This window comes from Aquibacillus sediminis, assembly GCF_005870085.1.
In the GTDB taxonomy this organism is placed as follows: domain Bacteria; phylum Bacillota; class Bacilli; order Bacillales; family Amphibacillaceae; genus Aquibacillus_E; species Aquibacillus_E sediminis.
On sequence record NZ_SZNM01000007.1, the window covers coordinates 124936 to 138965 of the forward strand.

Genomic DNA, 14030 nt, shown 5'->3' on the forward strand with positions numbered 1-14030 from the left:
TAGGGAGTTGTAGATTTAAACAATAGACTTAATTGGAGTAGTATAAATTAATTTTATTAAATATGGAGTTGTCTTTGAGGACAGCTTCTTTTTGTATGTGTTAACAATATATTATGATAGGTTGACTGGAATTAATTGCAACCTTAAATTCTTTCAAAGTTAATGGTAAAATAGTTCTAGATAATAGTTGTAGTAATTGGAGATGTATGCATGAACACTTACCTAACAGAAAATGACATTAGAAGAACCGCTCATTTGTTAATAGATGAGTATAAAGTTGATGAAAATCTACTGATTAAATTTATTGGAAAAGAGAAATATGTGCAGTTAAATAATATGCTAATAGAATTAGAAGAAGGACAAATGGATAAATACCAATTAGTACGAATGCTAATTGTTGAAAAAGGCCCACACTTATTTGCCGGTAGCGATGACGTGGTTAGAAAATTAAGGTCCTATCTTCTCAAACAACTTGAAGATAATAAATTAATTCAATTATATGAGCGAAACCCTATAAGTAATAAAAAGATAAAATCACCTTCTTATATGCCGAATGCACTTGCAAATAAAAGATGGGTGATGGGAAAAGGATGGGCTAGAGATTTTGTTCAGACACTAGGTTTTCCACTGATCTTCTCTGGTATTTCTTCTCCAAAGGATCATAGTACAGATCCAATTCAAGATATAGAGCCAAGAAAAATCGTTCCTCCATTAGTCGAATATCAAAAAGGTTTAAAAGAAAAAATGCTGTCGGTTTTAAATCAAGAACGGAATAAAACTAGATGTGTGGTTACCTTACCAACTGGTGGTGGAAAAACGAGAATAGCAGTAGAAAGTTTTATTGATTGGATGCAACCCCGTTTTAATGAAGGAAAGTATTTATTATGGATTGCGCAGGGAGAAGAACTATGTGAGCAGGCTATTTCATGCATAGCAGATATGTGGCAAGATCGTGAATTTCCTGAGACACTTCGTGTGTATCGTTATTTTGGTGGAAAAAATGTAAAAGAAGATGAATTAATTGGTGGTGCAGTTATTGCGAGCATCCAACAATTATATACGCGAGTGAAAAATAATGATGAAGCGTTAAATGAGATATTATCAAATTGTGGTGCCATGATCATTGATGAAGCACACCATGCTACGACAATGAGCTATGAACTGTTATTTGAGAAAGCGAAAGCATTGGCTGGTGAAGATCTATTTCCTATATGTGGGTTGACGGCTACACCTGGTAGAAATAATGATGAAACGATGACGTTAGTTGATCAATTTGAAGCATACTTGATTCACCCATCTTTACCTGATATGGAACGTTATAAGCAAAATCCTCTTTTATACTTTAGAGAAGAAGGCTATTTAGCAGAACCACTTTTTTTACTTCATGAAGATGGTGAAGAAATTGAAGTTTCAGAAGACAAGATCGATAGGGACCAAGATGATTTGAGTAAAGAATTCTTAAATGAATTAGCCCTAAATAAAGAGAGAAACTTCCAAATTATCGAGTTTATGATGACTATCCCTGTAGGTTCATCCTCCCTAGTATACGCGTGTACAGTCGGACATGCTGAGTTTTTAGCAATGGTGATGAATTCAATTGGCAGAAAGTCGGCAGTTATTTCTGCTGAAACTCCAAAACAAATTAGGAGAATGTATATAGCTGCTTTTAAAAGAGGGGAGATCGAGTTTCTATTTAACTACGGCGTTCTTACTACAGGATTTGATGCTCCAAAGATCGATCATATATTAATCACTCGACCTACTACTAGTACTATTCTCTATGAACAAATGGTCGGACGCGGTCTAAGAGGGATTAACTTTGGTGGTACAAACTATTGTAAAGTTGTGGACTTTTCCAAAAACATAAAACGTCATGGTGCACCGCTCGCCTATGCTAGATTTATAAAAGATTGGCAGATTAAAGAAGTGAATGACTTTGAAGAGGTGATGATATGAAGCCAGGAGCTGAAAAACTAGTAAACTATTTGAATTCCAATCGAGAAGGTTCAATTTCTGTATTGGATTATAGACAAGTAGATAGCAAGTGGACGAATAAGACGTTTAAACGAATAGTAAATGACCACCCTAATTTATTTGAGATGACTGATGGGAAAGTTACATTGGTTTCCAACAAACAAATTGATTATGATGGGTATACGGAAACTAGAACAAATATGGTTCAGGATCTAGAAAAATTTCTAGTAGGTCCTTTTGAAAGAGATGAAGTACTAGGAATTAATAAAAGACCAATGGCTTTATATTTAACAGGGAAACTTGTTCCGTTTGGTTCCTCTTCAAAAGTAGTTAACGAGGAAGACTTAGATATTCAAACTGGTCAATTAACAGAAGATGAGAAAGTAGATGAATATTTAAGTAATCGTGATGTTTTCCGACCATCAAGTATGGGGTTTAGTTTTAAGATGAAACAGTTAGGCAAGATTAAAATAACAGCTAACTGGGGAATGTATCAGGGGGAAAAGCATCAACGATCATCCCATGATGAATCGTGGGAAATAGAATTAAAACCAAATGAAACTCAAATTCTAGAAAATGAAAATGTAGATTCAGATCCTGCTCGAGTAAAATACTCTGTCATGGAGAGAGACGGGATCTATCATGTTAGTATTTTTCTATATAACTCCTATCAAAGACAGAATCAGTATCCAAAACAGGAAGAAGTGATGTTTCAAACCAATTTAGCTGTTAACTTTGATAAGGATAATATGGCATTTTTTACTTCGAAGGCCGATCAATATAATCTTGCAGATGAATTAATGTATAGAGATTCTCAAGAACTAGCTATCGGTCATGGAGTAGGGGTAGATTGGAAAGTAGATGATAAGAAAGTAACTATTGATTCGACATGGTTACCTTTTTATGAATTACCTTCTGTGGAACATCGAACCATCGATGATCATTCCTTCTCTATGAAAAAATTAAGTAAGATGTCAGCTGAAGAATTAAATGAGTATTTGTCCATTATACCTGAACAATATAATGATTGGTTAGCTAAACAGGAAGAAATTGTAGAAACGTTAGAGCCGCATTTGAAAGAAGAAGCTGGAAAGAATATAAATGAAATCAAAAATATTATAAAACGAATAGAAGAGGGCATTGAGATTATTACACAATCCGATGACTGCATAGGAAAAAAAGCCTTTCAATTTGCTAACAAATGTATGATGTTACAACGTGCACATACAAAAGTAGCATTAGAATATAGGTCATCCAACCAAAGAGTAAAGCCAATATATGATGGAAAATGGCGCTTATTTCAAATCATGTTTATTTTAATGAACATTGCTGGTGCCACGGATAAGCATCATAAAGACCGTGAAATGGTGGATATAATCTGGTTTCCTACAGGTGGAGGTAAAACGGAAGCATATCTAGGAGTCGCCGCTTATTTGATGGCTTATCGAAGGTTAGCTGCTAACATCATGAATGTCGAGGAGTATGCAGGTGTAACAGTATTTATGCGTTACACATTGCGATTATTAACCACGCAACAGTTTCAGCGAGCAACAGCGCTAGTTTGTGCAGCAGAATATATAAGAGCAGAGCAGCCACATGTATATGGATCCGTTCCATTTAGTATCGGGCTTTGGATTGGAAATGATTCTTCTCCCAATTTACTAAAAGATGCGACAGAAAAGATGGAAGATATAAAACAAGGGAAAGAAGTACTCAAAGGCAATCCAATGCAACTTTCACACTGTCCTTGGTGTGGGACAGAGTTATTACCTGATGATTACCATATAACAGAAAAAACACAAAAAATTAGTTGTCACCATCCACAATGCGAATTTTATGGAGAGACTGGTTTACCAGTTTATACGGTTGATGAGGAAATTTACAACCAAGTACCAACAATTTTGATTGGTACAGTAGATAAGGTTGCTCAATTACCATGGAAAAATAATATGTATGAACTTTTTGGACAGAAAAATTTCTATCATCCTGAAAAAGGTTTTAAATATGAAGAAAAGGAAGCAATACGAGGCTGGCAAAAAATCGAGAGGTTACTTCCTCCTGAATTGATTATTCAAGATGAGTTGCATTTGATATCTGGTCCATTAGGGTCATTAACAGGCCTTTATGAAGTAGCGGTGGATTTGTTATGTGAACAAGATGGAAGTGGACCAAAGATTATCGCATCCACCGCAACAATTCGTGGTGCTGATAAACAAGTTGAAGCGTTATATGGTAGGAAAGTAACACAGTTCCCTTTGGCAGTGCAACAGGCTGATGATGACTTTGTTTCTTATTCAGTTAACCCGGAAGAAAAGCCAGGACGCCTTTATGTTGGAGTGTGTGCACCAGGGGTCAGTGGGAAAATCCAGTCGATTCAAACCTATGCAGCATTAACGGCTATTACACGAGCTAATGCTAATTCTGGGAATATTGATCCTTATTGGACGATGCTAGGTTATTTCAATACGGTAAAGGAATTATCGGGAATGTTAACGACATTTAAAGATGAAATTCCTACAAGGTTAAATCTATTAGACAATAAAAATGAATTTGAACATGATTTACATGTTGAAGAGATGACAAGTCGGAAAAAAGCAAAAGAGATACCAGAGTTATTAACAAAAATGGAAAAAACAATGGAAGAAGAAGGAGTGCTTGATGCGGTCTTAGCAACCAATATGATCTCTGTTGGAGTCGATGTAAATAGACTAGGGTTGATGGTTATGCATGGACAACCTAAGACTACATCTGAATATATCCAGGCAACAAGCCGTGTTGGAAGAGAGTACCCTGGATTAGTGTTAACTATATTTAATTCGATGAGATCACGAGATTTATCGCATTACGAACGATTTAAAGCCTACCACCAAACCATTTATCGGAATGTGGAAGCAATGAGTGTCACACCATTTTCTGTTGGTAGTCGAAAAAAGGGGCTAACGGGAGTATTCATTGGTTACTTGCGACAGTCATTGGTAGAAATAAGCAAGGAAAAAAGCCCAAATAAATTTCAATATAATGACACAGTAGAAGCCTTGAAAGACAAATTTCTAACACGGATTGAACAAACGAACACTTGGAATCGACAAGAAGCAGAAGAGGTACTTACGGAATACCTCCAATGGTGGGATGCTATGAGTGACAAATATCAAGAGCAACTAAGTTATAGAAAAGATAAATATTCGAAACATCACTTAATGAAACAATTCACCGAAAATAAAAAAACACCAGAGGCTAAATCTGCGATGTCATCGTTAAGAAATGTAGAAGGTGAAATTCAAGTGGAAGAGATGTGGTTAAAAGATGAGTAAAGAAATGGGAACATTACGTCCATCTCAACTAATTTATCATTTTGGGCCAGGTTCGATTGTCGATATGATGGATCAAAGTGTGATTGTAATGGCTGCAGACATGTGGAATACACATAATACCCCACAAGAAAAAGATGAACGTATTACAAGAGCACTAAACATCGATCATATAAAAATATTAAATGAGCGGCCAAATACAGTTAAAGTTCGAGCAAAACCTTTTCCTAAATGGAAGATTTGTCCCAATTGTAATATGATGACGGAATTTACGAATACACATTGCTACCACTGTGATCAAAAAGGGGAAGAAGTGGAATTGTACCCTAGTCGATTCGTTGTTGCTTGTAACCATGGACATATACAAGATTTCCCGTATGTGGAGTGGGTTCATAAAGATAAGACCTGTACCAGTGATAAACCTGCATTAAAATTTATCCGACAAGGAAACAGTGGATCACTATCAGACTTGTATGTACAATGTGTGAAATGTAAAGAGAAACAATCGTTAGGGAAAATTATGCAGAAAGATGCCTTGAAGTCCGTGTTGCCATCATGTACTGGCGAACGTCCTTGGGTTGGAGATAAACAATCATGTACAGAAACTATGGAAACTTATTTACGTGGTGCTTCTAATATTTATTCACCAGCTGTTACAAGCTTTTTGCAAATTCCCTTAAGTGAACAAAATAAGGATCCATTATACAACGACGTGATTGAAAATAAGACAGCCTTATTAAAAGCTAGTGAAAAAGGCGAAGATGTGCTGTTAATGCAAATGAATATATTGAATATAGATGAAAGTGGTTTAGAAAAAATCCAGCAAATTTTAGCGGGTGAATATGAAGAGGAAGTTACCTATCAATCCATCCGTAAACAGGAGTGGAATACGTTAGTTCAAGAAGATGTAGATGATTCTTACGGTACTGGATATAAATCTACTACAGTGGACATTCACGATCAAATGAAGTCTTACTTCTCATCTATTCATAAAGTGGAATCATTACCAGAAATTCAAGTATTACAAGGGTTTACCCGAATTGATTATATTGACCGTTTCGAAGTGACAGATTCAAAGGATTTACTTCCAATCATGAAAAATACCAAAACAAATTGGTTACCAGGTGCACGAAATAATGGGGAAGGGATATTTTTTCAATTTGATCAAAATAAATTAATGGAGTGGTCAAGAGAGACGAATCCTTCAGAAATAACAACGGATATTATTACAAGATATAATAAGCAAAGAGATCAGCTTGGATATTCAACAATGCCGATTGAAAGTAAGCACCTTCTTATCCATACCTTTAGTCATGCTCTAATAAAAGAGTTAGCGATTCATTCTGGATATTCTACCACGTCATTAAAAGAACGAATTTATTGTAGTGATGATATGCAAGGTGTTCTTATTTACACGGCATCAGGTGATTCGGAAGGAAGTCTAGGTGGGCTAATTGAACAAGCTACCCCCGACAAGCTTTATCCTGTCTTTATTCGAGCAATCGAGCGTATGATGTACTGCTCATCTGATCCAAATTGCTCAGAAGGTGAATTCAAATTCCAATCGACAGCCAATGGTGCAGCATGCCATTCTTGTTCGTATGTTTCAGAAACATCCTGTGAGTGGGGGAATCAACTGTTAGATCGTCGATTACTGTTGAATATCAATCCAGGTGATACGTATGGATTTTTTGAAGAATAAGAAATAGAAATCACTGTCAGTTTCTGCTACTTTTGAATTTGATATGCTTATAGGAGGTATGAGGATTTACATATCTAAAGGGGGAACGTTAAATGAATTTTAAGGATCAAATATTTGAACTTCCACCATTAAAACCTAATGGCCGGGAGCGTGAGTTCAAATATTATTCAGATGAATTAAAAGCAAAAGTGATATTTGAACATTTATTTAATGGTAAGACTCATAGATGGATGGATAAAAATATACTTGATACAAATGGAAATACAAATGGTCGAAACTCAGCAAATATCCTTTATTATTTAGGAATGAAAGCAGATTATAGAGGAATATTTAAAGGTTTGAAGTTAAGTACAGTTATAAAAATATTAGAACACAAAGGTCAAGATTATGCTTATGCGGTAAATTTGTTAAAATTCTTAGTAGAAGCGGAGATAGTTCAAACTGTAAAATCAGATATTGAAGCGGAAATGCAAGAAGAAGGTAAGGCGATAGAGGGGAACATTAAATACTATTATGGTAAGAGGTATGAGCGTGACTGTAAAAATAGAATGTTAGCAATTAAAAAACATGGCTTAAACTGTTATGTATGTGGATTTAACTTTGAAGAAAAATATGGAAAGTATGGAAAGGATTTTATAGAAGTTCATCATATAAAGCCTTTAAGTACTTTGGAAAAAGCAGTTGAAATAAATCCAGAAACTGATTTAGTGCCGTTATGTGCAAACTGTCACCGGATGATTCATAGAAGAAAAGATTATATATTGAATGTTGATGAACTTAGCGAAGTTGTCAAAGAAAATAGAGAAAAAGCAAATACCAGCTATGGATGTTATCCAAAGTAAATAGACAGTTTTTATGAAGAAAATCACGAATGAACAATTTGTTCATTCGTGATACATTTTAATCAACAGGATTCTTATTTAGTTAAACGAACCAATTGAAGAATATGTAGTTAATGAGGAAAAACAGCCTTCTTTTATTCTAGTTCAATGGTGATGTATCATAGAATTTTAGTATTTCTTTATCAAAAGTATTATTAAGCACACCCACCATATTAGGCTTTATATATTGCGACATAACAGTTTTTACATCCGCATTTATACCAATAATCTTTTCACTTCGGTCCATTTCACTTACCGCATAACCAAATGCTTCTAACTTCCTATCATTCTTGGTCGTTGTATGAGGAATGATAAAAACATTATAAAAATGTTTACTATAGGAATCAGGATAAAGCTCCTGTATCTTTTGTCTAACGTAATAAAGATAACCCACTTGTTTATTGATGTCTGTTGTTTGTGGTAGAGTTCCCTTATTGTTTTGTTCACTATAGGAATAGTACTTGGCGTCAATGACAAAAACATCAATATGATTTTTCTCTTCAAAAAGGTTTAATTTTATTAAATCCAATTCGGAATCCTTGTTTGTTTTTCTCCTAACTTCTCCTTCAGAATTGTATAAATACCAGCTCGTGTTAAAGAAGAATTTTCTTCTTTTAGCGTTTGAAAAAATAGTTCTTAACATCTCTTCCCAAATCAATTCAAAATTAGAGGTTTCGATAAATAGTTCAATATTATCATCACCATTGGTACCTTCGAAGAATGCTAGCAAAAGTGTGATTAAACGAATTTTATAATCATTCGTTGAATTAAAAAGTTCTTGTTTTAAATAATTGATACATTGTTCTTTTGATACAGGGAGTTCATTAATATCTTCAACAGGGATTTGTCCATAGTAAAATTCTAACAAGTGACTTATTTTATAAACAACATATTTATGAATAAGTCGAAGAAGTTCTTCTTCATAGGTTCGTTTTGTTCTTTTGATGTGTTTAGGATAAATGAAACTGCCTTGATAATAATTGGGTGTAACTTTTTTTATGGTTTTGTTAAAGTCTATCGTTCGCCCTTTACTTTCCGAGAAATGAACGGTTTTTGACAGGTAGTACCCATGCTCAATATAGTCATCTATAATTTCAAAAAAAGCCCCTAAAGGAAGCTTTCCATTCATCGAACCAATACCAGATTTGACACTTGTTTTAATGACACTCATTTGTTTATCTTTAGTTCTCGCGTATTTCTCAAGTGTTTTTATTAATAATCGCACATCTTTTTTATCCTGATTCATCTGTTTCGGAAAGCTAACCTTTACTTTTACATCCTTGATCCAAATCCCAACTTTATTCTCATTATCCAATCCATCATTGGTGAATTGAAGGGAATAATTATTCATCATGTTCATCACCAGGTGTATTCCCAAATGAATTCTTAAACTCATTGTTAAAAACATCTAATGGATGGTTATTGAAGGTTTTGAGTAAGGATTGAATACCAACAACTTTATCAGTATCAAACAACTCGTCTTTGCTATGCTTAAATACATCCTTCCACAGATAAACCAATACTTTATTGGCAAATTTATTAGCATCTGTGATAATATGTTCTGTTGCGAAAAATGGGCCTAATTGCTTGTCTTCACTATTCATTAGATTTAAAGATAAAATTGTAGTATTCACATATTCAGCAAACTCTTTCCATCTAATATTTAACCCATTAATATATAGGTCTTTCGTTAATTTGTTGAAATCTACTGGTATATACTCCATGTCCCATCTTCTTGTGAAAGCTGTATCCAATGGATGAATATTTTGGTCAGAAGTATTCATTGTCGCAATGATATTCAAGTTGTTTGGTATTCTTATTTCATTTTCATTGATATAAACATTTAACCATTGGCTAACAAATGCATGATCTGCATTGGCATAAATGTACCTGCCAAGTTTTTCATTATTTATAGTATATTTACTAATTCCTTTTTCGCGGTCTAATAGTTGGAAAATATCACCAAATACAGCAGCAGTATTTGCTCGATTCAATTCCTCAATGACAAAATTATGAGTTTCAGAGGGGCGTTGAATAGCATTTTTTAATACTTTTGCAAAATCCCCAGGAACAAATTCATATACTAAACGATCTTCCTTAGAAGGATCTTCTGTTTGTTTTAAAACTGGGGCAACTTGTCCAACAAAGTCAGCGTATGAATAATCTTCATAAAAAGTAGCTCTGTAAAAATTTCCTTCAAATTCCTCATTAACTTTATAACTTTTTCCAGTTCCAGGGACACCATAGTAAATAATATTTTCTCCAATTATTTCGGTAGTAGAAAGATCTAATGGAGGTGTCTCTTCGTGAACTTCCATATTTCCTTTAGGGTTTTCTATTTCAAATAATTGGGCACCAGGCCTCGTATTAATATTGGATAGAAGTTCATAGTTTTCTGTATCATCTGGTTTTATTAAAATAGTATATAATTCTTTTTCGTAACTTTCATTTATATTAGAGTCAGTACATTTTATTACAATTAGAAAATCATCAGTATACATATCTTCTCTAAATCGTTGGAAAGCATCTCCGTTAACTTCAGTTTTTGACAGACCAAGTTGATTTTGATCTTTTTTTGGTATTCGCCAAATTACAGTGTGCGTTTCAATAAATTCTTGATCGTCTGATTGTTCATTGCTATTGGAATAGCTGTTTTCAACTTTAATAGGTAGCTCTATTTTTTCGTCATAATCATCATGGCTATCTAAGAAGCTTGTTCCTAATATGTCGTTGAAAAAATACCGTGATTTTGTTGTGAATGCAATGTGGGTTGTTTTGCCTCGAGATTCTGTAGGTTTATTAGCATGAAGTATATCAGCATTAGGAAGTTTTTTAACTAAAATGCCGGTAATATATTTATTAGATAAAGTATTAAACTTTTTGTGCAGTATATCTATTAATTGATTAAAGTCATTCTGATTTAAATTAACTCCATATGTAACACTTTCCATCTAAATACGCTCCCTTAAGTAGTATTTATTATAGTTTAGCACAAATTATTTTGGTTATTAAATGGGTTATGATTGACTAACTAGAACACTTGTTCTATAATTAATTCATAAATTGACCGGATTTTTGACCGGATTTATACCGGATGTTCCATTGTTTTGTGGTATAATGTCGAAATGGGGAGTGATTTTATTGATTAAATTAGCAACAGTTTTTAGCGGGATTGGTGCAATTGAACAGGCATTGGAAAAAAAAGAAATTCCTTTTGATTTGAAATTTGCATGTGACAACGGCAATATAACTTTAAAAAAAGATAAAGAAGAAATTGCCGAAGAGATAGAGGGCTTAACGAACAAAGAGAAAAAAGAATATGTAGACAAGCTATACAAGTCTACTGGAAAAGAAAACCATGTTGAAAAAAGTTATCTAGCAAATTACGATATTACAAAAGACAGATTCTATCAAGATGCTAGGTTTTTAGATGGAACTGAATTTGAAGGAGAAGTAGACTTATTTGTAGGAGGAAGTCCTTGTCAAAGCTTTTCTATTAATGGAAAAAAAGGCGGACTTGAAGATGCGCGAGGAACATTATTTTATGAATATGCCCGTTTGGTTAAAGAGGTACAACCAAAAGTATTTATTTACGAAAATGTTCCGCACATACTAAGGCATGATAATGGAAAGACATGGGATGTTATAACAAACATTTTTAACGAATTAGATTATAAATGGGACTTCACCATTTTAAATGCTAAAGGTTTTGGTCTACCGCAAAGTAGAAGAAGGGTATTTGTAATTGGGTACCGTCGAGATCTTGATATTGATTTAGTGACATTCCCGCAAGAAGGAGATTTAACTACTACGGTTGAAGATTTCCTAGAACAAGATATTGAAGATAAATACTATCTTCCAGAAAAAGGTTTTGGATATACTACGAATCCTAAAAACAAAAAAAGAGTTTCTGTTAATGCAGAAGTATCTCGTTGTCAAGCAGCCAATCAACAATTTAATTGGTGTGGCGATTTCAGATTTGAACCACCTAAGCCGCAACACTATGAAGATAAGCGGATATTTGTAGGTGATTTTAATGGAGAAGAGGGTGTGGTAAGAAAGCTTACACCGCGTGAATGCTTACGATTAATGGGTTTCTCTGACGAATTTAAGATTGTAGTTCCAGATCAACAATTATATATGCAATCTGGAAATTCTATAGCAGTTCCAGTGTTAGAAGCGATTATGGATGAAATAATGTTAACGGGGGCTTTCGATGAAAAAGAAGTTGAATATAGCCACAGTGTTTAGCGGGATAGGTTCCGTAGAATATGCTTTAAAGAGAATGAATGTTCCTCATAACATTGTGTTTGCTTGTGATAATGGTGAGGTAGAATTAGAAGATATTGACGATCAAGAAGTATGGGAAACAATTAAGGAACAAGAGAATAAACAAGATAAGAAACAAGTAGTCGATGATCTATATAAAAACCATACCCGTAAAACAAACTTTGTGAAAAAGACATATTTTGCAAATTATAATATTGATGAAGAACAATGGCATCATGATATAAGGTTTATAGATGGTACTGATTATCGTGGTGAGGTGGATTTATTTGTAGGTGGGAGTCCTTGTCAGAGTTTCTCGATCATGGGCTATCAAAAAGGTCTGGATGATGCTAGAGGAACATTGTTCTATGATTATGCAAGACTAGTAAAAGAAATCCAACCTAAAGTGTTTATTTTTGAAAATGTTCAAGGTATAAGAAAACATGATAAAGGTAATACATGGGAAATTGTCAGTAACGTATTTAATGATTTGGGTTATAAAATTCATTCTCAAATTTTAGATGCTGTTGATTATGGCATACCACAAAAACGTAGAAGAATCTTTATTGTTGGCTTTAAAGATGAAACTATTGACTTTGAATTCCCAAAGCCAATTTCTAATATAGATACAATAGATCACCATATGCAGGATTTATTACTAAATAAAATCCCTTTTGGCAAGCTGAATGTAAAAGACAATGGTATGCTAAACTTGGCCTGGAATGGGGAAGGCGAGAGAGTTGATGAACGTCATTTCCTTTCTGAAAAAGTACTTAAACATGTCATGTCACCTGGTACGAAAGGATACTATACCAAACCTGAAATAGATTTGAAGATCGCTCGTCCATTACTTTCCACTATGCATAAAATGCACCGAGCAGGCGTCGATAATTATGTCACTGATCCTTTTGTAGGCAAAGTTAGACGTCTTACTCCAAGAGAGTGTTTACGTTTAATGGGATATGATGATGACTTTGAACAAGTAGTTTCGGATACGCAAATGTATAGACAAGCTGGGAATTCAATTGTAGTGGATGTTTTTATACATTTATTAAAACAAATTGATAATTATGAAAAGATTCTCCCTAATGATCATGAGCGGATTGAAGAGCATAAAAAAGAAGCTATCGTTTGATAGCTTCTTTTTTTATACTTGTTGAACCTTAGATTGAAATGTTTCTCTTATAAGAGTTTTAATCTCTTCGCTAGAAAGTGTGTCAATTATAGTTACACCACCTAAACTGTTGATTTTTTTGGCTATAATTCTAAACTCTTCTTGACCGACTTCAAAATTATCCTCATTCTTTAATTCTAATAAAACAGAGAGTAGGCTATTAACAATTTTTTTATTACGAGAAAAAGTTCTTTCCATTAAACTGTGAGCAAAGTCTTGTTTGGAAAGGAGAAACTTTGTTAATTCATACGGATCCTCTCTTGTAGAATCATAGGATATATAACCAAACCACCAAAGTCTAGATATGCTATTTCTTACTAAAGCGATATGCTTGTTTGATTCTAGAAAGTAACGGCGTTTTATAAAGTTAATTGGATTAGAATTACTTTTAATGTTGTCTATTCCCCATCGTGACCTTGTATAGGACCAAAAATAAGTATGGGTTAGGTAAGACCATAACCTTTCATCAGAAGCTTGAACTAAATTAAGGTTTTTGAATGCATCATATAAACGAATTGTATTCTCTATATCATTACTAGCACTCTTACCATTTAGTAGTTCTACATTTTGAACCATTACTTTTGATTGTAGAAACCAATCATTGTTTTCAAAATATTCTTGGACCCATGGACTGTCCGAATAATAGTTATCAAGAAAACCTTCAATATTTGTTTTTAAATGTATTAGATTCGGTTCTGTTAAATACTTTAAGTTCAAAACTG

The 14030-nt window shown here is 33.9% G+C and carries 9 protein-coding genes; 6 read left to right on the forward strand and 3 right to left on the reverse strand.

All coding sequences use genetic code 11. The annotated features are described in order from the left end of the window. Positions 1-210: 210 nt before the first annotated feature. The 4 genes from FCI53_RS09605 (at position 211) to FCI53_RS09620 (ending at position 7826) form a co-directional block, all read left to right on the forward strand. Positions 211-1956: a DEAD/DEAH box helicase gene (locus FCI53_RS09605; protein ID WP_138418222.1), complete on the forward strand. Its 1746-nt coding sequence runs from the start codon at positions 211-213 to the stop codon at positions 1954-1956. Continuing rightward, positions 1953-5285 (forward strand): DISARM system helicase DrmA, encoded by a 3333-nt coding sequence (gene drmA, locus FCI53_RS09610; RefSeq protein ID WP_138418224.1) that lies wholly within the window; start codon positions 1953-1955, stop codon positions 5283-5285. Before FCI53_RS09605 ends, drmA begins: the two co-directional genes overlap by 4 nt. After that, positions 5278-6984 (forward strand): DUF1998 domain-containing protein, encoded by a 1707-nt coding sequence (drmB, locus tag FCI53_RS09615; RefSeq protein ID WP_138418226.1) that lies wholly within the window; start codon positions 5278-5280, stop codon positions 6982-6984. Before drmA ends, drmB begins: the two co-directional genes overlap by 8 nt. 92 nt (positions 6985-7076) lie before the next feature. Next, on the forward strand, positions 7077-7826 hold the full coding sequence (locus FCI53_RS09620; protein WP_138418228.1) for an HNH endonuclease: 750 nt from the start codon (positions 7077-7079) through the stop codon (positions 7824-7826). A 139-nt stretch (positions 7827-7965) separates the two neighbouring features. Here FCI53_RS09620 and FCI53_RS09625 read toward each other — a convergent pair whose 3' ends face one another. Both FCI53_RS09625 and FCI53_RS09630 read right to left on the reverse strand, forming a co-directional pair. Next, entirely contained in the window at positions 7966-9216 is a 1251-nt protein-coding gene (locus FCI53_RS09625) for an LlaJI family restriction endonuclease (protein WP_171038128.1), read from the reverse strand. Then, the gene (locus tag FCI53_RS09630; RefSeq protein WP_138418233.1) at positions 9209-10816 is read right to left on the reverse strand and encodes an AAA family ATPase; all 1608 of its coding nucleotides are present in this window, start codon (positions 10814-10816) and stop codon (positions 9209-9211) included. The genes FCI53_RS09625 and FCI53_RS09630 overlap by 8 nt, the downstream gene beginning before the upstream one ends. Before the next feature lie 190 nt (positions 10817-11006). Here FCI53_RS09630 and FCI53_RS09635 point away from each other — a divergent pair, with 190 nt between their 5' ends. Both FCI53_RS09635 and FCI53_RS09640 read left to right on the forward strand, forming a co-directional pair. Continuing rightward, positions 11007-12116 carry a DNA cytosine methyltransferase gene (locus FCI53_RS09635; protein WP_171038129.1) on the forward strand — a complete coding sequence of 370 codons (1110 nt, stop codon included), beginning with the start codon at positions 11007-11009 and terminating at the stop codon, positions 12114-12116. Next, entirely contained in the window at positions 12082-13269 is a 1188-nt protein-coding gene (locus tag FCI53_RS09640; protein WP_138418236.1) for a DNA cytosine methyltransferase, read from the forward strand. The genes FCI53_RS09635 and FCI53_RS09640 overlap by 35 nt, the downstream gene beginning before the upstream one ends. 12 nt (positions 13270-13281) lie before the next feature. On the opposite strand, the gene FCI53_RS09645 is transcribed toward FCI53_RS09640, so the two are convergent. Beyond that, entirely contained in the window at positions 13282-14025 is a 744-nt protein-coding gene (locus FCI53_RS09645; RefSeq protein WP_138418239.1) for a DUF6339 family protein, read from the reverse strand. Between the last annotated feature and the right edge of the window lie 5 nt (positions 14026-14030).

Bases quoted from the DNA above. Each gene is read 5' to 3' on its own strand.
- FCI53_RS09605 (WP_138418222.1), top strand. From the start codon at position 211: ATGAACACTTACCTAACAGAAAATGACATTAGAAGAACCGCTCATTTG.
- FCI53_RS09630 (WP_138418233.1), bottom strand. From the start codon at position 10,816: ATGGAAAGTGTTACATATGGAGTTAATTTAAATCAGAATGACTTTAAT.
- FCI53_RS09640 (WP_138418236.1), top strand. From the start codon at position 12,082: ATGAAAAAGAAGTTGAATATAGCCACAGTGTTTAGCGGGATAGGTTCC.
- FCI53_RS09625 (WP_171038128.1), bottom strand. From the start codon at position 9,216: ATGAATAATTATTCCCTTCAATTCACCAATGATGGATTGGATAATGAG.
- drmA (WP_138418224.1), top strand. From the start codon at position 1,953: ATGAAGCCAGGAGCTGAAAAACTAGTAAACTATTTGAATTCCAATCGA.
- drmB (WP_138418226.1), top strand. From the start codon at position 5,278: ATGAGTAAAGAAATGGGAACATTACGTCCATCTCAACTAATTTATCAT.
- FCI53_RS09620 (WP_138418228.1), top strand. From the start codon at position 7,077: ATGAATTTTAAGGATCAAATATTTGAACTTCCACCATTAAAACCTAAT.